General features: G+C 35.6%; 27 protein-coding genes. 18 read left to right on the top strand and 9 right to left on the bottom strand.

Annotation, left to right across the window (positions count from 1 at the left end; all coding sequences use genetic code 11):
• Window positions 1–102: 102 nt before the first annotated feature.
• Complete coding sequence (locus B2Z27_RS04110; RefSeq protein WP_091603591.1) at window positions 103–684, bottom strand: hypothetical protein; 582 nt, start codon at window positions 682–684, stop codon at window positions 103–105.
• Between the two features lie 34 nt (window positions 685–718).
• Between B2Z27_RS04110 and B2Z27_RS04105 the strand changes: the two genes are divergently transcribed.
• Window positions 719–1,192: a heme-binding domain-containing protein gene (locus tag B2Z27_RS04105; protein WP_286812676.1), complete on the top strand. Its 474-nt coding sequence runs from the start codon at window positions 719–721 to the stop codon at window positions 1,190–1,192.
• On the opposite strand, the gene B2Z27_RS04100 is transcribed toward B2Z27_RS04105, so the two are convergent.
• Window positions 1,161–1,841: an SIR2 family NAD-dependent protein deacylase gene (locus B2Z27_RS04100; protein WP_286812675.1), complete on the bottom strand. Its 681-nt coding sequence runs from the start codon at window positions 1,839–1,841 to the stop codon at window positions 1,161–1,163. The two genes, B2Z27_RS04105 and B2Z27_RS04100, sit on opposite strands and share 32 nt — an antisense overlap.
• Window positions 1,842–1,889: 48 nt before the next feature.
• Between B2Z27_RS04100 and B2Z27_RS04095 the strand changes: the two genes are divergently transcribed.
• The 3 genes from B2Z27_RS04095 to B2Z27_RS04085 are packed head-to-tail and all read left to right on the top strand — an operon-like array spanning window position 1,890 to window position 3,483.
• Entirely contained in the window at window positions 1,890–2,546 is a 657-nt protein-coding gene (locus B2Z27_RS04095) for a TrmH family RNA methyltransferase (RefSeq protein ID WP_286812674.1), read from the top strand.
• A 41-nt stretch (window positions 2,547–2,587) separates the two neighbouring features.
• Window positions 2,588–3,121, top strand: coding sequence for an SRPBCC family protein (locus B2Z27_RS04090; RefSeq protein ID WP_286812673.1), 534 nt, complete (start codon window positions 2,588–2,590; stop codon window positions 3,119–3,121).
• On the top strand, window positions 3,118–3,483 hold the full coding sequence (locus B2Z27_RS04085; protein WP_286812672.1) for a VOC family protein: 366 nt from the start codon (window positions 3,118–3,120) through the stop codon (window positions 3,481–3,483). The genes B2Z27_RS04090 and B2Z27_RS04085 overlap by 4 nt, the downstream gene beginning before the upstream one ends.
• 8 nt (window positions 3,484–3,491) lie before the next feature.
• On the opposite strand, the gene B2Z27_RS04080 is transcribed toward B2Z27_RS04085, so the two are convergent.
• From B2Z27_RS04080 to B2Z27_RS04060, 5 genes are all read right to left on the bottom strand, one after another.
• A complete protein-coding gene (locus tag B2Z27_RS04080; RefSeq protein ID WP_286812671.1) occupies window positions 3,492–5,183 on the bottom strand; it encodes an alpha-amylase family glycosyl hydrolase in 1,692 nt (563 codons plus the stop codon).
• 51 nt (window positions 5,184–5,234) lie between these two features.
• Window positions 5,235–6,005, bottom strand: a complete 771-nt coding sequence (locus tag B2Z27_RS04075) for a carboxypeptidase-like regulatory domain-containing protein (RefSeq protein WP_058103019.1) — start codon at window positions 6,003–6,005, stop codon at window positions 5,235–5,237.
• Window positions 6,006–6,079: 74 nt separating this feature from the next.
• A complete protein-coding gene (locus B2Z27_RS04070) occupies window positions 6,080–7,864 on the bottom strand; it encodes a DEAD/DEAH box helicase (protein WP_286812670.1) in 1,785 nt (594 codons plus the stop codon).
• A gap of 160 nt (window positions 7,865–8,024) precedes the next feature.
• Window positions 8,025–8,669 (bottom strand): DUF4337 domain-containing protein, encoded by a 645-nt coding sequence (locus B2Z27_RS04065; RefSeq protein WP_074674197.1) that lies wholly within the window; start codon window positions 8,667–8,669, stop codon window positions 8,025–8,027.
• Window positions 8,656–9,243 (bottom strand): non-canonical purine NTP diphosphatase, encoded by a 588-nt coding sequence (locus B2Z27_RS04060; RefSeq protein ID WP_286812669.1) that lies wholly within the window; start codon window positions 9,241–9,243, stop codon window positions 8,656–8,658. Before B2Z27_RS04060 ends, B2Z27_RS04065 begins: the two co-directional genes overlap by 14 nt.
• Window positions 9,244–9,302: 59 nt before the next feature.
• On the opposite strand from B2Z27_RS04060, the gene B2Z27_RS04055 reads away from it, so the two are divergent.
• From B2Z27_RS04055 to B2Z27_RS04030, 6 genes are all read left to right on the top strand, one after another.
• Entirely contained in the window at window positions 9,303–9,755 is a 453-nt protein-coding gene (locus B2Z27_RS04055) for a methyltransferase family protein (RefSeq protein WP_286812668.1), read from the top strand.
• Window positions 9,756–9,854: 99 nt separating this feature from the next.
• Window positions 9,855–10,460, top strand: a complete 606-nt coding sequence (locus B2Z27_RS04050; RefSeq protein ID WP_074674195.1) for a SatD family protein — start codon at window positions 9,855–9,857, stop codon at window positions 10,458–10,460.
• Window positions 10,461–10,462: 2 nt separating this feature from the next.
• A complete protein-coding gene (locus B2Z27_RS04045) occupies window positions 10,463–11,158 on the top strand; it encodes a DUF3307 domain-containing protein (protein WP_071339586.1) in 696 nt (231 codons plus the stop codon).
• 55 nt (window positions 11,159–11,213) lie between these two features.
• Window positions 11,214–11,957 carry an alpha/beta fold hydrolase gene (locus B2Z27_RS04040; protein ID WP_286812667.1) on the top strand — a complete coding sequence of 248 codons (744 nt, stop codon included), beginning with the start codon at window positions 11,214–11,216 and terminating at the stop codon, window positions 11,955–11,957.
• Window positions 11,958–12,097: 140 nt separating this feature from the next.
• On the top strand, window positions 12,098–13,990 hold the full coding sequence (gene serA / locus B2Z27_RS04035; RefSeq protein WP_058104257.1) for a phosphoglycerate dehydrogenase: 1,893 nt from the start codon (window positions 12,098–12,100) through the stop codon (window positions 13,988–13,990).
• A gap of 165 nt (window positions 13,991–14,155) precedes the next feature.
• Window positions 14,156–14,974, top strand: coding sequence for a type IV pili methyl-accepting chemotaxis transducer N-terminal domain-containing protein (locus tag B2Z27_RS04030; RefSeq protein ID WP_286812666.1), 819 nt, complete (start codon window positions 14,156–14,158; stop codon window positions 14,972–14,974).
• A 17-nt stretch (window positions 14,975–14,991) separates the two neighbouring features.
• On the opposite strand, the gene rlmH is transcribed toward B2Z27_RS04030, so the two are convergent.
• Window positions 14,992–15,465: a 23S rRNA (pseudouridine(1915)-N(3))-methyltransferase RlmH gene (gene rlmH, locus B2Z27_RS04025; RefSeq protein ID WP_058103011.1), complete on the bottom strand. Its 474-nt coding sequence runs from the start codon at window positions 15,463–15,465 to the stop codon at window positions 14,992–14,994.
• Between the two features lie 65 nt (window positions 15,466–15,530).
• Here rlmH and nadC point away from each other — a divergent pair, with 65 nt between their 5' ends.
• From nadC to priA, 4 genes are read left to right on the top strand one after another with little or no spacing between them, the layout of a single operon-like run.
• Window positions 15,531–16,388 carry a carboxylating nicotinate-nucleotide diphosphorylase gene (gene nadC, locus B2Z27_RS04020; RefSeq protein WP_286812665.1) on the top strand — a complete coding sequence of 286 codons (858 nt, stop codon included), beginning with the start codon at window positions 15,531–15,533 and terminating at the stop codon, window positions 16,386–16,388.
• Window positions 16,389–17,357: a YihY/virulence factor BrkB family protein gene (locus B2Z27_RS04015; RefSeq protein ID WP_058103009.1), complete on the top strand. Its 969-nt coding sequence runs from the start codon at window positions 16,389–16,391 to the stop codon at window positions 17,355–17,357.
• On the top strand, window positions 17,354–17,794 hold the full coding sequence (locus tag B2Z27_RS04010; RefSeq protein WP_058103008.1) for a DUF2147 domain-containing protein: 441 nt from the start codon (window positions 17,354–17,356) through the stop codon (window positions 17,792–17,794). The genes B2Z27_RS04015 and B2Z27_RS04010 overlap by 4 nt, the downstream gene beginning before the upstream one ends.
• Before the next feature lie 2 nt (window positions 17,795–17,796).
• Window positions 17,797–20,253, top strand: coding sequence for a replication restart helicase PriA (gene priA, locus B2Z27_RS04005; protein ID WP_286812808.1), 2,457 nt, complete (start codon window positions 17,797–17,799; stop codon window positions 20,251–20,253).
• Between the two features lie 53 nt (window positions 20,254–20,306).
• On the opposite strand, the gene B2Z27_RS04000 is transcribed toward priA, so the two are convergent.
• Window positions 20,307–20,999, bottom strand: a complete 693-nt coding sequence (locus B2Z27_RS04000) for a LytR/AlgR family response regulator transcription factor (RefSeq protein ID WP_058103007.1) — start codon at window positions 20,997–20,999, stop codon at window positions 20,307–20,309.
• A gap of 231 nt (window positions 21,000–21,230) precedes the next feature.
• Between B2Z27_RS04000 and rpsF the strand changes: the two genes are divergently transcribed.
• From rpsF to B2Z27_RS03980, 4 genes are all read left to right on the top strand, one after another.
• Entirely contained in the window at window positions 21,231–21,572 is a 342-nt protein-coding gene (rpsF, locus tag B2Z27_RS03995) for a 30S ribosomal protein S6 (protein ID WP_058103006.1), read from the top strand.
• 5 nt (window positions 21,573–21,577) lie between these two features.
• Complete coding sequence (rpsR, locus tag B2Z27_RS03990; RefSeq protein WP_027067300.1) at window positions 21,578–21,874, top strand: 30S ribosomal protein S18; 297 nt, start codon at window positions 21,578–21,580, stop codon at window positions 21,872–21,874.
• Window positions 21,875–21,888: 14 nt separating this feature from the next.
• A complete protein-coding gene (gene rplI, locus B2Z27_RS03985) occupies window positions 21,889–22,341 on the top strand; it encodes a 50S ribosomal protein L9 (RefSeq protein ID WP_058103005.1) in 453 nt (150 codons plus the stop codon).
• Between the two features lie 103 nt (window positions 22,342–22,444).
• The gene (locus tag B2Z27_RS03980) at window positions 22,445–25,552 is read left to right on the top strand and encodes a TonB-dependent receptor (protein ID WP_286812664.1); all 3,108 of its coding nucleotides are present in this window, start codon (window positions 22,445–22,447) and stop codon (window positions 25,550–25,552) included.
• The last annotated feature ends 34 nt before the right edge of the window (window positions 25,553–25,586 follow it).

The raw sequence follows: 25,586 nt of genomic DNA, 5'->3' as shown, positions 1-25,586 counted from the left end.
GGTTAAATTATTAAGGGGCAAATATACCTATTCGAATTAAAGTTTAAAACCATAAATGCTAATAGTTATAGATGTATCGGCATCATTTTTAAGGTTTTTAACTTAATCTTTGTTAGAAGACTTTTTTTCCAGAATTTTAAGTGTTTGCCTGGCCCTTGCTTTATAAGCGGCACTTCCATCTTCGTAATTCTGTTTTAAAATGGGAATTAACTCAGGGTGAATCCAATCAATTTTAAAACCAAGCCATAAAAGAATGGTGATGGAGTAAGCCTTAGGAGCAATTTTATGTTCTCCGATCAGCCAATCAAATGCAGCTTCCGTGATGGCATTTAAATGTTCATTATTTAATTTTGGATCACATATTTTATTTTTTTCTGAAAATTCGTTCAAAACTAACAGTTCACAAATTTTAGCGGCGGGTCTTATTGATGATTCCAGTGAAATACTGTTAAGTATAGTAATGAAATCATTGATGTAAATTAAAATTGGTTTTAGGTCTTTGTTGGCAACGTATTCTAAAATCCAGCTGGCTTTACAGGATACCGGGTTGATGTCATCTTTTATGATTGAAATTAGAATAGGAACTAATTTAGGGTCTGCTAGTATAATAGAAGCCATTTTACTCCGTTTTTCCCTTAAAGCGGTAACATAATTCAGTGCTTCACACAGCTCTATCTTATTCATAAAATTGTATCTTTATTACTTATTTCCCCCAAATATGAAATTACTAAAAAGAATTAGCTTACTTGTAGTGGTCGTATTTATAGCCATGCAATTTTTTAGTCCTACCAAAAATGTATCTCCAGGTAACCATACCAAAGTCTTTATAACGGAAACGAACCCCACACCAGAACTTCAGAATATTTTTGAGAACTCTTGTTATGACTGTCATAGTAATAACACGAAATATCCTTGGTACAATAATATAGCGCCAATTTCATATTGGATGGCAAACCATGTTAATGAAGGTAAGGAACATTTAAATTTTTCTGAATGGGAAAAATATTCCTTGGATAAAAAAGATCATTTACTAGAAGAGTTAGAAGAGGAAGTAGTAGAAGGTAAAATGCCGTTAATGGAATACACTTACACTCATGGCGATGCAAAACTAACCGAAGGTCAAGTCAATGATCTTGTTGAGTGGGTAAAGCAAACAAGAATTATCTATCAATTAGGGAAGCAACCAAAGTAGGAACACCATTAACAGCGGTATCTGCAATTACCGTAACATTGTTTTTATTCGCCAATGCGGGTTTTGGGTCTATAAAAAATATAGGAGTGCTTGGTTTTACAAAGTCAATTAGACTGGCTGCAGGATAAACTTGCATTGAAGTTCCTATAATTATTAAATAATCTGCATTTTTGGTAATTTCAATAGCCTTATCTAAAAGCGGTACAGCTTCGCCAAACCAAACAATATGTGGTCTAAGCTGATATCCATTTACACAAGTGTCTCCCAATAAAATATCATTCTTGCAATCTAAAATTTCATTTTCAGAATTTACACTTCTAGCCTTTAAAAGTTCGCCATGTAGGTGAAGTACATTTGAGCTACCTGCGCGCTCATGAAGGTCATCTACATTTTGAGTAACAATATTGACGTTAAAGTGAGACTCTAAATCAGCCAATGCTTTATGCGCACTATTAGGTTCAACGGTCAACAGTTGTCTTCTTCGTTGGTTATAAAATTCTAAAACCAATTCAGGATTTCTTTGAAAACCTTCTGGGGTAGCAACTTCCATAACATCATGACCTTCCCATAGACCATTGGAATCTCTAAAAGTTTTCAATCCGCTTTCTGCTGAAATTCCTGCACCTGTTAAAACAACTATATTTTTCATGATCATTTGAAATTAAGCTTAAAAATATACTTTTCTTATCTTGGTTGCATGATAGATATGGAGCTTTTAAACTATTTAGAAGAGTTTATTTCAGAAAACAGAAAAGAAAGGTTTACAGAAATTCTGAGTCAACGTACCAATTATATCACTGTTGCTGTTGAAGATGTATATCAAATGCACAACACAAGTGCGGTAGTTAGAAGTTGTGAATCTTTTGGTGTACAAACCGCTCATTTGATAGAAGGCAAATATGGTAAGAGATTGGATGAGGAAATTGCCATGGGGGCACAAAAATGGGTAGATATCAAAAGATATCAGAACTCAAAGGAAGCTATTGATACATTGAAAAATAAAGGTTACAAGATTGTAGCCACTAGTCCGCATGCAAATAGCTCATTGTTACAAGATTTTAAATTAAATGGCAAAACAGCATTGTTTTTTGGAACCGAAAAAAATGGTCTTAGTGATTATGTTCTTGAAAATTCAGACGCTTCTTTAAAAATACCCATGGTTGGTTTTACTGAAAGCTTAAATATATCAGTATCGGCCGCAATTATTTTGCAACATGTAACTACGCAGCTAAAATCTTCTAATATAGATTGGCAACTGACAGAAGATGAGTTGTGGGAAAGACGATTAGATTGGACAAAAAAATCAATTAAAAGTATAGATGATATTTTAGAAAGGTACAAGTCAGATAATTAAAAAAAAGATTAACTTGTTGGTCAACAACAATTTAAAAAGATATGTATACCGTATTAATTATTCTTGGAGTGTTAGTGGTCTTGGTTATTCTACTAGCCTTGATTGCCCCTAAAACCTATCATGTTTCTAGAAGTATAATTTTAGACCATGACCCTGTTAAAGTTTGGCCGCACTTAAAATTTTTAAAAAAACAACAAGAATGGTCACCTTGGGTCAAAAAAGACCCAAATATGGAACTGACATTTACGGGAGTAGATGGTGAAATTGGTGCAATTAGCCATTGGAACGGTAATAAAGATGTTGGCGAAGGTGAACAAGAGATTACAAAAATAACGGAAGGGGAAAGAATAGAGCAGGATCTACGCTTTTTTAAACCATATAAATCACAATCTGATTGCTATATGAATTTAGATGCTGTAGATGGAACTAAAAGTAAGGTTACCTGGGGCTTTTCAGGTAAAAACAAATTTCCCATGAGTATTATGATGCTCTTCATGTCCATGGATAAAATGGTAGGTAAAGATTTTGAGCAAGGACTGCAAAATTTAAAGAACAACTTAAATAGTGATATATGATTTCTTGGTTTGAAATTCCGGTGCAGCGTATGCAGAGAGCACAAAAGTTTTACGAAGCCATATTTGGAGTTAAAATTTCGGTGAACGAATTTGGCGAATTTGTAATGGGATTGTTCCCAGATAAGCAGAGTATGGGGCAATCTAGTGGTGCTTTGGTGGAACATGAACAATATGTACCTAGTATGACACACGGTGCCATGGTTTACTTTGCATGTGATGATGTAGCCGTTGTGCTAGATAAAGTTGAAAAAGCAGGCGGACAAGTATTACAGCCCAAAACCGAGATTGGTGAAGGGCATGGATTTATGGGGCTTTTAAAGGATACCGAAGGTAATAGAATAGCGTTGCACTCTAATAGCTAAATTAAAGCTTACTTGAGCAGCTCCAATAATACTACATCATTTTCATTATTTAGAATTACCTTATTGTTTTCAACAACAACATCTGTTTCAGAGTAGCGATCGTACAATTTTGTTCCGTCGCCAAAAATACCTTTGACCGATATTTCTTTTTTGCCTTTAGGAGCATCTAAGGCGATCACAACCTTATCCACATATTCGTCTTTAGCAAAGTATCTGCTAAAAACATAGGGAGATTTTGTAATTTTTTTATGAATACCTGCACCAATTGAGGGATGGTCATTTCGGAACGTTCCTAATTTTTGCCAGTGCGACAAAATTTCTTTGGTTTGGGGAATACTATCTAACTCGTTCCAATTCATGAAAGAACGTAAGGTAGCGTCGCCTTCCGTGCCTTCTATGGTTAAGCTACGGGCTGTTTCATCTCCGTAGTATATTTGTGAAGCGCCAGGGGTAAGTAACAGCACGTTTGCAGCTCTTTTTGGGTCTTTTCTATCTTTATCAAAAGGTTGACCATCATCATGAGAGGTTAAGTAGTTTAATACACTCTTTTCTTTAAACTTGGTGTGTAGTAATTTGCTGTATTTCGTAAAAATGGTTTCATAATCTTTTTCGGCATCGGTCTTTAATTCAAAATTGATAAGACTTTTGAATCCGTTATCAAAGTAATTGACTTTTTTATCGCCTAAATCAAATTCTTGTCCGCCAGAAACGCCATAGTTGTACACTTCGCCAACCATATAAAAAGGATTGTTGTCCAATACCTTATCTTGGTTTTTCTTTTTCCATAGTTCAAAAGCGGCAGCAGCTTCTTTATATAGTTCTGCCCATGAATTTTCATTGGCATGCTTAACCGTGTCTACCCTAAATCCATCTACTCCGTATTTGTTAACGTAGTCCGTTAGCCATTTAATAATATAAAAACGCGGGGCTCTTGGGTAGCCTGTCCGATCAAAAAACAATTCAAGTTCATCAAGTTCTTCGCTTAATCTTCCTTCTGATTTCCATTTGGCAAGTAAGGCATCAGGTAAATTTACGGCAGCATCAGATTCCGTTCGTATGTCAGGAAGATTTGCAACCAAGGTACAAGCGGTAGTATTCTCATAGGTAGTGAATTCGCAAGTGGGAGAGGTGCGCACCCATTCTTCTGGCCATACCGGATCTTCATTGGTAACAGGACCAGTGTGATTTAAAACAACATCCAACAAAATTCTAATTCCGTTTTCGTGTGCGGTCTTTATTAAGGTCTCTAAGTCTTTATCGGTTCCAAAGTTAGGGTCTAGCGCCGTCCAATCTTTTGCCCAATAACCATGGTAGCCATAGGTATTACCGGTACCTTCGTCCGTAGCGCCATGAATTTGTTCCACAACAGGAGTAAACCATATGGCATTGACCCCTAGATCTGAAAAATAACCTTCATTAATTTTCTGGGTAATACCTTGTATGTCGCCGCCTAGAAAACCTCTCAGTTTTCCGGTTTCCTCATCACGTTCAAAATTGATGTCGTTGTTAGGGTTCCCATTATTAAACCTATCTGTCAATAGAAAATAAACGGTGGCAGCTTCCCATTGAAAATTTGGGTTCTTTTTAGGTTGGTGTACAACATCTTGGATATTGGTACTGCTTTCTAACTTTTGTTTGTTGTTAGATTGGCAAGCAATTAAGATAAGTGTGAATAGCCCTAGAAAGAATACGTTTTTCATTTTCCTGTTATTTGCATTAAAGCTATAACAAGGATTTCGTATTAAAAAATATTATTTCTTTCTGTTAAGAACTTTATACTCCTCGTAACAGCTGCTAATGGCGTCAAGTATCTGAAGGTCATTGGCTGTAGTAATAAATGATTTGGAATAATTACAATTGTTAAGGATATCCTGAATATCTACTTTTTCCAGTTGAAGAAATTCGGTAAGTGTTTCTCTATCAAATTTTGAAGCTAATAGATTACGTATGTCATCATCTTCACGCATTTGTCTAAGCTTTCGCATTTGCGCAGGTTTTTTCCCGAATAAATTCCGTAGAAGATCTGCAGGGTTTAGTATTGCCCCCAAAACTTTTGTAACGGCACTAGGGTTTTTGTTGCCACCTTCATAACTTACCCCTAAGCCAGATATGCTGTATTGGTAGGCATTATTGATAGGAAGGTTTTTAACGTCAATTTCTAAATACCCGGTAAGCTGATAAGGTCTAACAATGACCTCTTCTAATGCATAGGCCAGCTCTGTTAAGGCAATTTCTGTATTCTCAAATTTGAACATATCGTTCGTTACCCTAATTTTCTGGGATTTAAAACCAAGAAAAGAAAAATATAAAGTATCGTTTACAGCGGCAGTAATTGAAAATTCACCTTTGTCATTGGTTATTGTGCCAAATACTTGATTTAGATTAACAACGTGAACACTTTCAAGAAGTTCATCTGTTTGGGCATTTTTTACGACAGCACTAAGACGTTGGCTTTCATTGGTATCTTGCGAATAACCCAAAAATGAAATGACAATAAGTGCGATCGATAAAAAATATTTCATTGTACTAAAGCGTAATTTAAGTTGCAAACAAAATAAAAAAAATACGCCGAAGCGTATTTTTAATATACAATTAACTAAAAGAAGTTATTTTTTCTTTTGTTGCTTCTTCGTTTTCCGGAGTTTGGAGCGCTAGATTCACTTCTGTCTCTTCTTCTTCCTTTAGACTGGGAACCACCATCTTTTCTAGCATTTCTCTTGCCTTTGAAGCCGCCACCGCCGCCGCTTCTGCGTCGGCCGCCACCGCCACCGCCTGGGTTTTTGGATACCTCTACGTTAACAAAACGTCCGTCAACTTTAAAGTCTGTAAACTTGTCTAAAATTTGTTGAGTAACTTCTGCTTCAGTGTTGAAGAAAGAAAAACTCTCCTTAACATCAACCTTAAATACATCTTCTTGACCTAGACCAACGGTATCTCTAATGAAGTCTTTTAAAGACATCCAATCGTAACCATCTCTTTCACCAACGTTCACAAAATAACGAACAGAACCACTAGTTGGTATTTCTGCTTTGCCGTTATCACGATCTCTACCACTGTCAGAAGAGTTTAAATCTTTAGATTTGTTATAGTAATTGAAGAATCTTGTGAATTCTACAGATACAATTTTCTTGATCAATTCTTCACGGTCTATACCTTCAAGAACATCGTTAATTGCGGGCAAGTAGGTGTCTACTTCGTCATTAACTTTAGTGTCCTTAATTTTATTTGCTAAGTGATATAATTGAATCTCACAGATTTCCATTCCCGTAGGAATTTTTTTGGATATGAATTTCTGGTTGATCTTATTTTCAATAGCACGGATCTTACGTTGCTCGCTACGTGTAACAATAACCATAGAGATACCGGATTTACCTGCTCTACCGGTTCTACCACTACGGTGCGTATACGTTTCAATTTCGTCTGGCAATTGGTAATTGATAACATGTGTAATGTCATCAACATCTATACCACGGGCAGCAACGTCTGTAGCTACCAACATCTGAATTTGTTTTTTACGGAAAGAGTTCATTACCAAATCTCTTTGGTTTTGGCTTAGATCTCCGTGTAGTGCACCTGCATTGTAACCATCTTCAATTAATTTCTCAGCTACTTTTTGAGTATCACGTTTTGTTCTACAGAAAACAACCGAAAATATATCAGGATTCGTATCTGCCAATCTTTTAAGTGCAGGGTAACGATCTCTACCGCCAACAACATAATATTCATGTTGTACCGTTGAAGCACCAGAATTTTTGGCACCTACCGTAATCTCTTGAGGAGAGTGCATAAATTTTTTGGCAATGGTTGCCACTTCTCTTGGCATTGTTGCAGAGAACAACCAAGTAGATTTGTCGTTAGGTGTACCGGAAAGAATATCTTTGATATCTTCCATAAAGCCCATGTTCAACATTTCATCTGCCTCATCAAGTACACAGTAGTTAATTTTAGATATGTCAACAAGGCGTCTGCTGATCATATCTTTCATTCTACCTGGTGTAGCTACGATAATTTGAGCACCCCTTTTTATTTGTCTTGCTTGTTCTGTAATGCTGGCACCACCATAAATGGCAACTACATTAATATTGCGCTCGTATTTAGAATACGCTTGCATTTCTTTGGTGATCTGTAAGCAAAGCTCACGAGTAGGTGAAAGTATTAAACCTTGTGTGGTTCTACTGTCACTATCTATTTTTTGAATTAATGGAAAACCAAAAGCGGCTGTTTTACCGGTACCTGTTTGCGCAAGGGCAACTAGGTCGGTTTCACTTTCCAATAAAATTGGGATTGCTTTTTCTTGTACTTCTGATGGGGTTTCAAAACCCATATCAGTAATAGCATCTAATAAGGACTTTTCTAGTCCCAGTGCTTCAAACTTTGTCATAAATATGTTATACTAAATCGCAAATATGAATGTTGCATAGAGCGATTATCGTTTATAACCTATTTAGACTCAGCGCAACACATGCTATACCAGCGGCGTTAATTAAGCGGCAAAGGTACTGCTAATATTTGGTTCAGTATAATTTAATTGAAAAGTTATGTTATGGAGCCAAAGTATACCCATAAATGGAAAGAAAAGTGCCAATTATACCGAAGATGATCATAAGTACAATTAACCCTTTTTGCAGTGCGGGGCTATCATAAATGATGATACATACGGCGCCAAGAACTATACATATTTGAAAGAATAGAAGGGCATAATCAAATTTCTTGGTAGCGTAGTCATAGGTTTGGGTCAATTGTTCCCATTCTTTTACTCCGGTTATTTTACCCATTTCACCTTCAATGTCCTGTACCCAATTTTCTTTTCCTACTTGTGATGAACCTAAAAGAATCTCAGTTTTTTCAGCGTCATACTTTTCTATTTTTTTTTCGACTACAGAAATTTTTTGTTCAATTAAGTCGGTTTTGTCACCAGATACAATGCCACTTTCAATTAGGGCGTGCAAATAATCTAGCTCACTTTCTTTTAAACTTTCTTTGATGCTTTTAGATTGATACCAGCTAGAATAGCTTACTACATTGTTATGGGCGATCATCATTTCTTCCTCTAGCTCGCCGTTCACCATTTGTGATATGGCCATTAGGGCAGCAAACAAAGCAATTAGAACGCCACCAATAGCTTCTGCACGTTCAGATGCAACCGATACTTCTACTGTTTCTTTATTGTTTTTACCCTGTAACATGTGTAGTGTTTAAATAATCTATCAATTTTTTAAATGCCTTTGCTCTATGGCTTATGTTGTTCTTAATGGATAAAGGCAATTCTGCAAAGGTTTTATCATATCCATTGGGTTGAAAAATGGGGTCATAGCCAAAACCGTTATCACCTCGTTTGTTTTCTGTAATTACACCTTCTATTTTTCCTTCAAATATATGGGTTTTACCATTTAGGTTTAAAGCTATTACCGTCTTGAAATGGGCGGTACGGTTTTGTTCATTTTTCAAATTATCTAGTAATTTGTTCATGTTGGCATCAGCATCATTTTGTTCGCCGGCATAACGAGCGGAATAAACACCTGGTTCACCGTCAAGGGCCTCTACAAGTAGTCCCGTATCATCTGCAAAACAAGATAATTGGTACGTATTGGTTACAAAGTCTGCTTTGATTTTTGCATTACCTTCTAATGTATTGGCGGTTTCTGGTATGTTGGTCGTACAACCTATGGTTTCTAAATTTATGAGTTCAATATGATCGGGCACCATCTGTTGAACTTCTTTTAATTTGTTAGGGTTGTGGGTAGCAAAAACAAGCTTCATGGGAACAATTTGAAATCTAGTATGATAATTTTCAGTATCAAAAGTAGTAATTTTATAAAATGGAATTAAAAGTGCCGCCGGTAATTGTGTTTTTATGTTTTGGTTCAATAATGTATTTGTTGGATTTAGTATTGCCTATTGGCTATTTTGATTTCTTTGGTAGACTAATGTTGGCTAAGTTTTTAGTGGGTATAGGTATGGTAATTGCCCTTTTGGCACTGTTACAATTTAGATTGGCAAAAACCACGGTAGACCCAACAAAACCTGATAAGGCACAAAGTTTGGTAGTTAGCGGAGTATTTAAATTTTCTAGAAACCCAATGTATTTGGCCTTGTTACTGATTTTATTGGCATTGGGTATATTTTTGGGCAATGCTTTTAATACGTTGGTTGCTGCTGGTTTTGTAGCATATATGAATCGTTTTCAAATTATTCCCGAAGAGCAAATTCTCTTGAACAAATTTGGGCGTTCCTTCAAAGATTATTGTATCTTAACAAGGCGTTGGTTTTGAGGGAGTTATTCCTGTATTTGGATTACTGAATTACCTAATAACAGCAAATATTAATTAATTAGCTTATAATTTAATATATTAGCATTTTAACTAATAATCATGATAGCTATAATTACTGGCGATATAATTAATTCTGAAAATCATCCTAGTTCTGAATGGATTGGTATGTTGAAGAATTATTTCAACCAATTTGGCGAATCGCCAATGAATTGGGAGATTTATCGCGGAGACGAATTTCAGCTAAAGGTCACTGAAAAGAATGCTTTATTTACGGCAATACGTATTAAATCTATGCTTAAAACCATAAAAGGTTTAGATGTAAGAATGGGTATAGGTATTGGCCTAGAAACATATATTGGTACAGGAGTAACGGAATCTAACGGTCCGGCATACCAAAGATCGGGAAGAAATTTTGAAACACTTAAAGAAAGTAAGGTAAACCTAAGCATAGCTACCGGTGAAGCCAAAAATGATAGAACGTTAAATTTAATGTTGCGCTTGGCTTTAGACTTTATGGATGATTGGAGTGTGGTTTCCGCAGAAATTGTCACCTTAGTGCTCGATAATCCGCATTCTTCGCAAAAAGAGGTGGCACAAATGTTAGGTATAAAACAATCGGCAGTAAGCCAAAGGCTAAAAAGGGCTAGGTTAGACTTGGTTTTAGAAGTCTTGGCATATTACAAAGAATTAATTACCACTGAATAAATATGTTGATTTTTATTAAACTACTACTGGCCCACTTGGTCGGAGACTTTATTTTACAGCCTACACGATGGGTACTCCACAAACAATCCAATAAAATAACATCTAAGTTTTTGTATTTGCATGTGCTTTTACATTTTGTATTGTATATGCTGGTGTTGTGGAATTTGTCACTTTGGAAAATAGCGGCTACGGTAGCGGTACTACATTTTATAATCGACTTGTTGAAGTTATATGCCAATGACATGTTCAAGAATAAAAGTATTCCATTTTTTATAGACCAGGCATTACATATTATAGTGCTTTACTGTTGTGCTTTTTATGCTGATCTGTATGCGCATACCTTGGCTCTTTTTGAAAATTTAGATTGGTATTTAATTACGGCAATAGTATTTGTGACATTTCCGGCTTCAATAATAATGGGAAAGATTTTAGAAGGCATGTCCAACCAAATTGAAACTGATCATAAATCTTTGCCAAATGCCGGTAAGTATATTGGAATTATTGAAAGACTGTTTGTGTTGATATTTATAGTAATTGGTAGGTGGGAAGTTATCGGCTTATTAATAGCCGCTAAATCTGTTTTTAGGTTTAATGATTTAAAGGAGCGAAACAATAGAAAGCTAACGGAATATATTTTAATAGGGACATTAGTAAGTTTTGGTCTAGCAATTTTAGCTGGCTTACTATACGTTTCTTAATTAAACACCGATGTTTAAAAAGCATTTTATAAGCTGTCTTCTTGTCATTGCGTTTATGCAAAAAACAACGGCTCAAGTAAACACATTTGAATCTTTTGATGGAGTTAAAATTGCCTATACGGATGAAGGTTACGGTGAACCGATATTGCTGCTACATGGATTTTTAAATTCTAGAAAATCATGGGATAACACTGTACTTAAACAACAATTGATCAATACGGGGTACAGGGTGATCATTCCAGATTTAAGAGGTAACGGAGATTCTGATAAACCTAAAGGTGAAGGGGCATATGGGAATGGGGCGGAGATTAAGGATTTGGTGTTATTAATGAATCACCTAAAAGTTGAAAAATACAAGGCGGTAGGCTATTCAAGAGGAAGTATTGTTTTAGCGAAACTATTAACAGAGGATGATCGTATTGAAAAAGCGGTTTTAGGTGGTATGGGCATAGATTTTACAAATCCTGAATGGGATAGAAAAATAATGTTCGCTAACGCTTTCAAGGGTGAAATGAACCAACTCACCAAAGGCGCGGTAGATTATGCAAAGTCCATAAATGCTGATTTTCGCTCACTCTATTTACAACAAAAATATCAACCTGTAACTTCTGTAAAAGAGCTAAATGAATTGGTCATTGAAATTTTGGTAATATCCGGCACGGACGATTTGGATAACGGAAGTGCAGAAGACTTAAAAAATAGCTTTGTTAAAGGTAAATTGGAGAAAGTCCCCGGTGATCATAATGGCACATATAAGACTGAAGCGTTTTCAAATTCCATAATTCGGTTTTTGGGATAAATGGGGGTATTTTGTTAATTTACATCATAACATATCCTTTTTGTTTTATTTACAAAATATCACATATCAGGATAAATTAAATTTTTACTTTTGCTTCTTATTTTTAGAAACTAATATTCCTATCTAACCAAAAGAAAATGATGGTAGAAGTAAGTAGAAAATATGTTTTTGATTTCGATAGTACATTAACAAGGGTAGAGGCTCTAGATGTACTTGCAGAAATGACTTTAGAGGGAAGATCCAATAAAGAGGAGGTTATTCAAGAAATTCAGAAAATCACCAATTTAGGTATAGATGGTGATATTTCGTTTACTGAGTCTTTAGAGCGTCGTATTAAGTTGTTACATGCCAAAAAGGAAGACTTAGATGGTTTGGTAGAAAACCTTAGAAATAAAATTTCTAAATCTATTGCGGCCAATAAGGAGTTTTTTGAAAAATATGCAGATGATATTTATGTAATATCTTGTGGTTTTAAAGAGTTTATAGACCCCATTGTAAAAGAATATAATATACCTTCTGAGCGTGTTTATGCAAATACGTTTAAATTTGATGAAGAAGGTAATATCATCGGTTTTGATGAAAAAAATGTACTGTCTCAGCATAATGGTAAAATTGATTGCCTAAAACAGATGAATTTGGACGGAGAAGTTCAGGTTATTGGAGATGGTTATAGTGATTATGTAATGCGCGAAGCGGGTATAGCAGATAAGTTTTTTGCTTATACCGAAAATGTGCATAGAGAAAAAGCCGCTAACAATGCGGATTATGTTACACCAAGTTTAGATGAATTTTTATTTGTGAACAAGTTGCCAAGAAATATCTCGTACCCAAAGAATAGGATTAAGGTCCTTTTATTAGAAAATGTGCACACAGCTGCATTTGATAATTTGTCAGAAGACGGTTTCTCCGTTGAGCTGATCAAGCATAGCTTGCCAGAAGAAGAGCTGATAGAAAAGATAAAGGGCGTTCACGTTCTTGGTATCCGTTCTAAGACCCAAGTAACAAAAGCTGTTTTAGACGCAGCCGATAAGTTATTGGTGGTTGGTGCTTTTTGTATAGGTACTACGCAAATAGATCTTGAAACTGCCAAGAAAAAAGGTGTTGTTGCATTTAATGCGCCTTATAGCAATACTAGATCTGTAGTAGAATTGGCTATAGGTGAAATTATCATGTTGATGAGAAGTGTTTTTGACCGTAGCAGGGAAATACATGAAGGTCAATGGCAGAAGACTGCTGCTGGTTCTCGCGAGGTTCGTGGTAAGAATTTAGGTATTGTAGGTTACGGTAACATTGGTAAGCAATTATCTGTATTGGCCGAAGCAATGGGAATGCGCGTTTATTACTATGATGTAGATGATAAGTTGGCTCTAGGTAATGCGGTTAAGTGTAATTCATTAGAGGATTTATTAAGTGTTTCTGATGTTGTTACTTTGCATATAGACGACAATAAGGCAAACAAGAACTTCATTGGTGAGCGTGAATTGAACCAAATGAAAAAAGGCGCCATGCTAATCAACCTTTCCCGTGGGTTTGTTGTTGATATTGATGCGTTGGCAGAAAGCTTAAAATCTGGTCAAGTAGGTGGTGCGGCTATAGATGTTTATCCAGACGAGCCAAGAAGTAACGGAGACTTTAAGACCAAATTACAAGGTTTTCCCAATGTAATTCTTACTCCTCATGTAGGTGGTAGTACAGAAGAAGCCCAGAGGGATATTGCGGATTTTGTACCTAATAAGATCATGGATTACATTAATTCTGGTAATACTGTAGATGCAGTAAACTTCCCTAATATTCGTTTGCCAAAGCAAAACAAATCGCACAGATTCTTGCATATTCATAAAAATGTGCCGGGTATCATGGCGAAGATTAATAAGGTTTTGGCGCAGTACGAACTGAATATCAATAGTCAATACCTTTCTACGGATAATGAGGTGGGTTACGTAATTACCGATCTGGACAAGGAGTATAATAAAGAAGTGATCAAAGAATTAAAGAAAGTAGAGAACACTATTAAATTTAGGGTGTTGTACTAGTATTCGCTAGCGAAAGCTTCATACATTTAAAAAGTATATATAAAAAAGTGCAGGTTTAACTACTTGCACTTTTTTTGTTTGTGTTATTCAAATTTTTTACAACATTTTTTACATAAAATAGTTATGGTATAGATATATGTTATTTTGTAGGAAATATCTTTAGTTATGTTTAAAAAGATTTTGTCGAAACTAAAATCTGGTAAAAATTTTAATAATTATTATCTACTGGTCTTTACGGTGATAATATTAACAATATTAATACAGTCAATTATTCAATATTCTTTGTCAAGACAACGTCAAGACTCTCTTAGGATCAATGAGGCGGGTAGGCAAAGAATGTTATCGCAATCAATAATGAAACATGTTTACGAATGTAAGTATGGCACATGTGATTTTAGTAAGTTGCGTTTAGCAATGAATAAATTGACCAATGCAAATATTGCTTTGCAAATTGGGAATGAAGCTACAGGCATTCCTGAATTGAACAATGAGGAAATTCAGAAAAATTTTGATCTTCTGCAGCCGCATTTAAACTATATCATTGAAACTTTAGACGACTTCAATCAACTGCAGACTGTAGATGTTGAAAAATTATCAGCTGAGACCGATCAGTTTTTGTTTTTAATGGATACCATTGTTGGTCAATTTCAGAAAGCATCCGAAGAAGATATAAAGACGTTGATGATCATTGAATTGGAGTTGGCGGTTTTTTCTTTGATCATATTAATTATTGAAATATTTTTCTTTATCAATCCGTCCATAAAGAAAATGGCTATTCAAAATCAGAAGTTAAAAGAAATCAATTGGCACCAAACACATGCCTTTCAATCGCACATGAAGAATATCAAAAATTACAACCATGTGCTAAAAATTGAAAAGAATACGGCGCATAAAGAAGAGCTTATTTCATATTTAATGGAAGAGCTTACGGATTTAGAGGGAGTTTCAGATAATATGGTGAAATCCCTTGAAAAACAAGCTTGATTAATGGCGATTCACAATTATCTGTGATGATATGGTTCATTTTTTAGAATGGTAAATGCCCTATATACTTGCTCGGTAATGAACAGGCGAACCATTTGGTGAGAAAAGGTCATTTTTGATAGACTAATTTTACCAGATGCCTTGGCGTACACAGCATTGCTAAATCCATATGGCCCTCCAATTAAAAAGACCAACTGTTTTATACCAGAGTTCATTTTTTTCTGTAGATATTGAGAAAACTCAACAGAACTGAATTGTTTTCCTTTTTCATCAAAAAGAACAAGAACATCGGTAGGTGCTAATTTTTTCAGAATAAGCTCACCTTCTTTTTCTTTTTGTTGGTCTTCAGACAAGTTTTTGGTTTTCTTAAGATCGGGTATAATGTCTATTTCAAAATTTACATAATGCTGTAATCGCTTTTCATATACTTCAATAAGCTCTTGTAATTGACCGCTGTCGGTCTTGCCAATGGCTAAAAGTTTTATAGTCATATGTCAAAAGTAAATCAATTTCGCAAATGGATTTGTAAATTAGCAATACAATAGATTTTAAATATATGATTTCAGAAGACCAGTTTAAAGAAGAGATAAAATTAATCATAGCAAATGCCATTCGTGAAGATGTTGGTGATGGCGATCATAGTTCATTGGCGTGTATACCGGATAGTGCAACTGGCAAAGCAAAATTGCTGGTTAAAGATGAAGGTATTATTGCCGGAGTAGATTTTGCTGAACTTGTTTTTTATTTTGTAGATCCCAATTTAAAGATAGAAGTATTGATCAAAGATGGTTCTCCGGTAAAACATGGTGATATTGTGTTTTATGTAGAAGGAAGCTCGCAAAGCATTTTAAAAGCTGAGCGCCTTGTGCTTAATGCCATGCAAAGAATGAGCGCTATTGCTACCAAAACCAATTTGTTCGTCAATTTATTAAAGGGTACGGGCACAAAAATTCTTGATACCAGAAAAACAACACCGGGTATACGGGCTTTAGAAAAATGGGCAGTGAAAATAGGTGGTGGTGAAAATCATAGGTTTGCTTTATATGATATGATCATGTTGAAAGATAATCATATTGATTTTGCTGGTGGCATTACAAAGGCAATAGAAAAAACCAAAAATTACTTAAAAGAGACGGGTCGCGATTTAAAAATTATTGTTGAGGCGAGAGATTTAGGAGAAATTAAAGAGATTCTACTGTCAGAAGGTGTATATCGTATTTTGATAGATAATTTTAATTATGAAGATACCCGTAAAGCGGTCCAATTGATTGGTGATACTTGTTTGACCGAGTCCTCTGGTGGTATTAATGAAAAGACCATACGTGAATATGCGGAATGTGGTGTAGATTTTATTTCGTCAGGAGCGTTAACACATTCCGTTTATAACTTAGATTTGAGCTTAAAAGCCGTGTAGATGTCTTTAGAGGTCGAAGAGAAACTTGAAAAAATACCTGTTGTAAATTGGGTGGTCAGATTTTTAAAACAAATCAGGTTACCAGGATTTGAAGGGCTTTCTATTTACGACCTTTTAGAAATGTATGTTTTGGGGGTTTTAAAAGGTACACTCTCTACAAGAGCCAGTGCAATTGCCTTCAGTTTATTTATGGCATTGTTTCCATTGATCATATTTATGGTAACATTGGTGCCGTTTTTAGTGTCGTACATTAGTATTGAGCATGGTGATTTCGATGTTCAGTTTCAATTGTTCTTAGAGTCGTTTTTACCAAGTGCAACAGGTGATTATTTTGGAGAAGTGTTTACTCAGATTAAAGATCAAAAGCGTGGAGGTCTATTGTCTTCGGCATTTTTGTTATCCATTTTTTTAATAGCAAATGGGGTGAATTCTATTTTTGGAGGGTTTGAAACTTCATATCATATAGAACTTACGCGCCATTTTTTTAGACAATATCTATATGCTTTAATGGTAGGGTTAATATTGGCTATCCTAATTATTGTAGGTTTTGTAGCTTTCATTTATTTTGAATTCTACGTGCTTGGCTACCTATCTGAGTTTGCGGCAAAGCAAGGAGGCTATATTTTAGGCGAAGACGAGGTAATAGGGGTGCAGATCGCCAAAGTACTTTTCTTTATCATTCTATCATATTTTACAACGGCTATTCTGTATTATTTTGGAACCAGAGAGGGTAAGCAGGCAAAATTTTTCTCTGTAGGGGCATTAATGACCACTATATTATTCTTAATTACATCATATCTCTTTGGTATTTATGTTGAAAAATTCGCTAGATACAATGAATTGTATGGGGCATTAGGAGGATTATTGATTTTAATGGTATACATCTGGTTAAATTCTAATATATTGCTACTTGGGTTTGAGTTGAATGCATCACTCAATACATTACGTAAAATCACAAAAAAAGAATGATAGACAAAACCGTACAATTAAGCATTTTCTTTACATTATTTATTTCAATGAGTATTTCTGCACAATCTGTATTTGGAACGTGGAAAACCATAGATGATCGTACGGGTAAACCAAAAGGCCTTATTGAAATCTATGAAAAAGATGGATTAATGTATGGTAAGGTGGTTGATATTCTAGAAGAGGGAAAAGAAAATAAGGTTTGTGATAAATGTGATGGGGATTTAAAGGATAAGCCCGTAAAAGGAATGGAGATTATTACTGGTGGCGAAAAAAATAATGATGGTGAATGGAAGGGAAAAAGATTGTTTGATCCAGAACAAGCAATGACCTTTCGTTTTAAAATATGGTTGAACCCAGATAATCCAGATGAATTAAAGGTTAGGGGGTATTTGGCTTTTATCTATAGAACCCAAACATGGTTACGGGTGCAAGGATAGGAATGTTGAACTTTGTTAATGTAATATTGCCAATACCTTTAGAGCGTAGTTTTACTTATGCTATTTCTGATGAAGAAGCATTGGTTTTACAGCCAGGTATGCGTGTGGCGGTTCCCTTTGGGAAATCTAAGATTTATACCGCAATCATCTATAGCGTACATCAGAATCCACCAGAGGCATATGAAGCAAAGGAAATTCATGAAATATTAGATGATTACCCAATAGTTACCCCTGTTCAACTAAAACATTGGGAGTGGATAGCTTCTTACTATATGTGTACGCTAGGAGAAGTAGTACGCAGTGCTCTTCCGGGAGCATTTCTATTGGAAAGTGAGACTTTGATACTGAGGAATACCGCATATGAAATTGATGAAAATGAACTTTTAGATGATGAGTTTTTGGTTTTCGAGGCACTTCAGCATCAATCTATTTTAAAGGTTCAAGAAGTATCGGCAATCATAGAGCGTAAAAATGTATTGCCCATATTGCAAAGGTTGCTTGATAAAAACGTAATCTTACTGAAAGAAGAGGTATATGAGCAATATAAACCTAAATTAGTTAGGTACGTTAAATTAGGAGCTGAGCATACATCCGATCAAAAATTAGAAGAACTTTTAAATTCATTGACCAGGGCGCCAAAACAAAGCCAGGTGGTTTTGTCATTGTTTCAATTGCAAGGCAAAAGTCAAAAACCTATTAAGGTTTCTGGGTTAGAGAAAGCTAGCAATTCTTCAAAAGCGGTAATAAAATCATTAGTTGATAAGGGAATTTTAGAAGAGTACTTTATTAAGACCGACCGAGTAAATTATGAAGGGGAAAATGACAATTCTGAGTCTAAAGATCTAAATGAATATCAAGAAGCGGCTTTAGCTGATATCAAATCTTCTTTTGAGGCGGGTAAGGTTACGTTGTTAAAAGGTGTGACTTCCTCTGGTAAGACTGAAGTTTATGTGAAATTGATTGAAGAATGTCTGGAAAAAGGCTTGCAAGCATTGTACCTGTTACCGGAAATAGCGTTAACTACTCAGCTTATTAGTAGACTCCAAGAATATTTTGGTGAGAAAATAGCCATATATCATTCAAAATATAATGTACAGGAAAGGGTAGAGGTTTGGCAAAATGTATTACAGTCTAAACCCAAAGCGCAGCTTGTAATTGGTGCAAGATCGGCAATGTATCTGCCCTTTGGTAAGTTGGGGCTTATAATTGTTGATGAAGAGCATGAGGGTTCATTTAAGCAATTTGATCCGGCACCAAGATATCATGCAAGAGATGCGGCTATTGTTTTAGGGCATTTTCATAAAGCGAATATTTTATTGGGTTCTGCAACGCCCAGTGTAGAGAGTTATTACAATACCCAAACCGGTAAATATGGTTATGCTGAAATTACCAGGCGTTATGGCAACGTGCTTATGCCAGATATGGAATTGGTTGATATAAAAGAAGCGCAAAGGAAAAGAAAAATGAAAGGACATTTTTCCGAACGTCTTTTTTTGGAGATGGAAGAAACCCTAAAGGAGGGTTCTCAAATCATACTTTTTCAAAATAGAAGGGGGTTTGCACCATTGATGGAGTGTTTAACATGTGGTCATTCTCCCCAATGTCCAAATTGTGATGTAAGTTTAACCTACCATCAATATAGGAACCAATTACGCTGTCATTATTGCGGTCATCATACGGCATTACCAGAAGCTTGCTTTGCTTGTGGTAGTCCAGAATTGGATACCAAAGGATTTGGAACCGAACAAATAGAAAAGGAAGTTAAGGAGTTATTTCCAGAGGCCAAGGTAGGGAGAATGGATTTGGATACTACTCGTGGCAAACATGGTTATGAAAAGATAATTAATGCCTTTGAGCAACAAGAGCTGGATGTTTTGGTGGGTACCCAAATGCTGACCAAAGGCCTTGATTTTAGAAATGTGAATTTGGTTGGGGTAATGAATGCAGATTCATTATTGAATTTCCCTGATTATAGAGCGCATGAAAAAACCTATCAATTGTTAACTCAAGTATCGGGTAGGGCAGGGCGAACCAAGAAAAGGGGAAAGGTTTTAATACAAACCTATAATCCGTACCATCAAATATTAAAACAGGTGACAACGGGTGATTACGTGAATATGTATAAAGAACAGCTATATGAGCGAGAACAGTTTAAATACCCGCCCGTAAATAGAATTATAAAAGTAACGTTCAAGCATAAAAACTACAATGTGCTTAATGAGGCTGCAGATTGGTTTACAAGTGCATTGCGTACCAATTTTGGCGGTACGGTATTAGGACCGGAATACCCACCGGTAGCAAGAATTAGAAATCAGTACTTAAAGCATATAGTAGTAAAGGTTCAAAAGGCAAATTCTTTGGTGCAGACAAAAGCGAATATTAGAAGAATAGAGAAGTCATTTAAATCTGTAGCTATGTATAGAAGTGTTCGGGTTATTTATAATGTAGACCATATATAAAAAAAGACCGCTGATCAGCGGTCTTTTTTTGGAGAGTAAAATTATACCATATATTATACGTTACTAAGCGCTTCGGCAAGTTCTGTTTTCTTATTTCTACTTAACGGAATTGATCTACCGCTAACTTCAACATTTTTACTGTTGAATTTTTCAACCTTTTCTAGGTTAATGATATATGATTTGTGAATTCTTAAAAACTTATCTTCTGGCAATTGCTTTTCAAAAGACTTCATTGTTGATAAGATTACAATATTAGCTTCGTCTGTTACCAACTTAATATAGTCACCAAGAGCTTCGATCCACTTAATATCATTTAAAATGACCTTTCTTTTCTTGAGGTTACTTTTTACAAAAATATGCTCTTCGTCTTCATTGACTCTATGCATTTGTTCGTAATTGGCAACGGCTCTTTTTACAGAGGCATCAAAACGTGCCATGGTAATCGGTTTATGTAAATAATCCGTTACATCATAATCAAATGCTTTAAGGGCATAATCAGGTTTACCGGTAATTAAAATTACCTGAGGACTGTTTTCTAGTGACTCGAGTAGGTCGAATCCTGTAATAATTGGCATTTCAACATCAAGGAATATAAGATCTATCTCATGGTTCTTGATTCCATTTTTAGCTTCGATAGCATTACTATATTCAGCTACCATAGTTAAATTTGGATGATTGTTTACCAACTTGGCAACGGCCATCCTTTGCATAGATGAGTCGTCAACGATGATACTTCTTAACTTCATAAGGGTTGATTTGTGGGGTTAAATCATCGACAAAGAACCGAAAAAACATGCTGAACTGCAACAAAAGATGTGAACAATGCGCTGTTGATCGTGTAATTGGTAATGATGATATATTTAAGATTTGGTTTACTTTTTAAATGTTAATACCATTCAATAACGAAGAATATTTGCATTTCTTATATTTATTTTAAAAAAATATCTATTTTTGCACTCCTTAAAAACAAATATAATATGAACCATTACGAAACTGTTTTCATTTTGAATCCCGTTCTATCTGATGTTCAGATAGAGGAAACAGTTAAGAAATTTGAAGATTTCTTAATTAACAATGGCGCCAAAATGGTAGCTAAAGAGAATTGGGGGCTAAAGAAATTAGCTTATCCTATTCAAAACAAAAAGAGTGGCTTTTACCACTTGTTTGAATTCACTAGCGATGGTGAGGTAGTATCACCTTACGAGCAGGAATTTAGAAGAGATGAACGTGTTATGCGTTTCTTGACCGTTAAATTGGACAAGCACGCAATTGCATGGGCAGAAAAAAGAAGAACAAGAAACAAAACCGCTAAAGCTTAAGTATTATGGCAACATTACAACAACAGGCAAAAGGAAAGAAAGATGGAGAGATCAGGTATCTAACTCCATTGAACATTGAGACCAACACTAAGAAAAAGTATTGTCGTTTTAAAAAATCTGGTATTAAATACGTAGATTATAAAGATGCTGATTTTTTATTGAAGTTGGTAAACGAGCAAGGTAAATTGTTACCTAGAAGACTTACAGGAACTTCATTGAAGTATCAAAGAAAAGTGGCACAAGCCGTAAAAAGAGCTCGTCATTTGGCTTTAATGCCATATGTTGCTGATTTATTAAAATAATAAGACAAAGAATCATGGAGCTTATATTAAAAGAAGACGTACAAAATTTAGGTTTTAAAGACGACGTAGTGAATGTTAAGAACGGTTATGGAAGAAATTTCCTTATACCACAAGGCTTAGCTACTATGGCTACGGTTTCAGCTAAAAAAGTTTTAGCTGAAAATTTAAAACAAAGAGCACATAAAGAGAAAAAAGTAATTGATGCAGCTAAGAAAACTGAAGAGGCATTAAAAGCTTTAGAATTAAAAATTACCGCTAAAACTGGTGCTGCCGACAAATTGTTCGGTTCTGTTACAAATGGTGATTTAGCTGGTGCTCTTGAAAAAGAAGGTCACGCAATTGACAAGAAATATATTAGCATACAAGGTGGTGCCGTTAAAAGAACCGGTCCTTATAATGCTCAAATCAGATTACACCGCGAGGTAATTGTTGATTTTGGTTTCGAAGTTGTTGCCGAGCAGAAATAATTAACTCTCTAAGTTAATAACTTTAAAGAGCTATGCATGCATAGCTCTTTTTTTTTGGTATTTTTGTTAAAGAACTCATAAATAACTCTAAACCAAAAATTCCATGAAAAACAACTTGTTTTTTCAATTGTTGTTGTTGCTTTTTGTAAGCGCAACTTACGGTCAGGTTACCACCTCTAACATTAGAGGTTTGGTAATGGATGACCAAGATCAACCACTATTTGGAGCAAATATTGTAGCCATACATACCCCTACAGGTACTAAGTATGGTTCTATTTCTAATGAAGATGGTAGATTTAACCTACTTAACCTTCGTGTTGGTGGTCCTTACACGGTAGAAATCTCTTATGTAGGATTTAAACCTTATTTACTTACAGATGTTAATTTATCATTAGGCCAAACATTTAACGTTGATGTTAAATTGGCAAGTGAAAGTCAAGCATTGGACGAGGTCACGGTAGTATCTGATCGTTCTGGTACTTTTAGCAGTGATAGAACTGGTGCAGAAACTAGTGTGGGTAGAAGAGAGTTGACGCGTTTACCTACAATTTCACGTTCTGCTGCAGATTTTACACGTTTAGAGCCAACAGCAAGCGGAAATTCTTTTGGTGGTAGAAATGACCAATTCAATAATTTTTCCCTAGATGGAGCAATTTTCAATAACCCATTTGGGTTAGATGCAGCTACACCAGGAGGTCAGACAGATTCTCAACCAATTTCTTTGGATGCTATTGAGCAAATTCAAGTATCAACAGCACCTTATGATGTAACTCAGTCCGGTTTTACGGGGGCTTCAGTTAATGCCGTAACCAAGAGTGGATCTAACGAATTTCACGGTACGGTTTACGGTTTTTTCAGAAATGAAGATATGACCGGGGGAAAAATCAAAGGTGATGACATTGTAAAACCAAAATTAGACCAAAGTCAATACGGTGTAAGTATTGGTGGTCCGGTAGTGAAGAACAAACTATTCTTTTTCGCTAATTTCGAAAGAGATGAGAGAACAGATTTAGGAACTAATGGCTGGGTACCAAACACAGGTTCGGGAGCAATCAATGAATCTAGAGTATTGGAAAGTGATTTAATTGCTGTTAGGGATCAATTACTGGCAGTAGGATATGATCCAGGTGCTTATGAAGGTTTTACCCATGATGCGGAATCTACAAAAGGGCTTTTTAAATTAGACTGGAACATAAACGATAATAATCGTTTAGCGGTAATTTATAACTTTTTGAATGCATCCAAGCAAAAACCGGCACACCCTACGGCAATACAATTTAGAGGTCCTAATGCAAATACGCTACAGTTTCAAAATTCTGGCTATGAGCAAAATAACGAGCTTAAATCTGTTCAGGTAGAATTGAATTCATCATTATCCGAAACAGCATCTAACAAGCTTCAAGTGGGGTATACTCATTTTAATGACTATAGAAATCCATTTTCGTCTCCTGCTCCATCAATCAATATTGCTAAAGATGGGTCTAATTACATTATTGCTGGTCATGAACCATTTTCTGCTCACAATAGATTGGATCAAAAGGTATTTCAAATTACGAACAACCTGAATTTTTATAAAGGAGATCATACGTATACGGTAGGGTTTTCTCTTGAGAAATTCATGTTCGATAATTCATTTAACCTTACGGCATATGGTTTTTCAAAATTTGGAAGCGTAGATATAGCTGATTTCGATGCAACTTCGTATGACTTTGCAGGACCGCAAGCAACATTTAATGCCAATAACGCTGTACCAGATGGCGAAGGTTGGGCATTGGCAGAAACAAATGTAGGTCAATTGGCTTTTTATGTACAAGATGAATGGAACGTAAACGAGAAATTTAAATTAACCTATGGTGTACGTTTTGATAAGCCTTTGTTTTTTGATTCCGCACAGAAAGCACAAGATGTTATTGATAGAGGTTTTGTAATTGCTGATCAACCTTATGAAAACCCTAATACAGGCGAAACGGTTTTTATTGATAATACACAAATGCCAACTAATGATTGGCTAATTTCCCCAAGAGTAGGTTTTAACTATGATGTAAATGGGGATAAGTCGCTACAGCTTCGTGGTGGATCAGGTTTGTTTACAGGACGTTTTCCATTTGTATGGTTAGGAAACCAAATTGCTAATCCAGATGTATTTTTCTTGCAGGCAGTTGATCCAGATTACAAATTTCCACAAGTATGGAGAACTAATTTAGGTGTTGATAAGCGTTTAGATGATGGTATGGTGCTTACTGCAGACCTTTCTTATACAAAAGATATCAATGGTCCACACGTTCAAAACTGGGCATTGACATCACCATCTGGTAATTTATCAGGTGTAGATACAAGAGCAACCTATACTGCTGATGATTTATTGAACAGCTTTGGTTTAGGTGCTGGTCCATATGTGTTTACCAACTCAAATAAAGGAAGAATTTGGAATGCATCTTTGAAGGCCCAGAAAAACTTTAATAATGGTCTGTACACAATGTTGGCATATAGTTATTTAGATGCCAAGGACGTAAACTCCATTGAAGCAGAAATTACTTCAGATGCTTTTGCAGGTAACCCAATTATTAATGACGCCAACGCAGATATATTAGCACCATCAAAATATGGTGATAAACATAGGTTTATTGGTGTAGCTAGCAAAAACTGGGAGTATGGTAATGGTAAATGGGCATCTACACTTTCCACATTCTTTGAATATGCTCAAGGCGGTAGGTTCAATTATACGTACGGTGGTGATATCAATGGAGATGGATCTGGTATTAATGACCTTATTTATGTTCCTACCTCAGCTGAAATTGGTCAAATGCAATTTTCCGGTGCAGGTCAAGGAGCGGCTTTTGATGCCTATATTGCACAAGATGATTACTTAAGTGACCGTAGAGGTCAGTATGCAGAGCGTTACGGAGCTTTAGCACCATGGAGAGGAAGATGGGATGTGAAATTCTTGCAAGATTACAAAATCACCGTATCCGAAGGAAAAACCAATACTATACAATTTAGTGTAGATGTATTGAACATAGGTAATTTGATCAGTTCTGATTGGGGCTTGGTACAACAGCCAAATAATGTTCAACCTGTTGGTGTAACTGTTGATCCGGATACTAATGTGCCTACCTACACATTTAATCCTGAATTGACAGAGACATTTGGGTACGATGCAAGTCTGTTGTCTAGATGGCAAGCACAAGTAGGATTGAGATATATCTTTTAAGTTTATAAAATTAAGTTGTAAAAGCCCTAGCAAA

This window comes from Maribacter sp. UBA3344 (assembly GCF_002362375.1).
GTDB classification, from domain to species: domain Bacteria; phylum Bacteroidota; class Bacteroidia; order Flavobacteriales; family Flavobacteriaceae; genus Maribacter; species Maribacter dokdonensis.
This window is presented reverse-complemented; position numbering and strand designations above follow the sequence as displayed.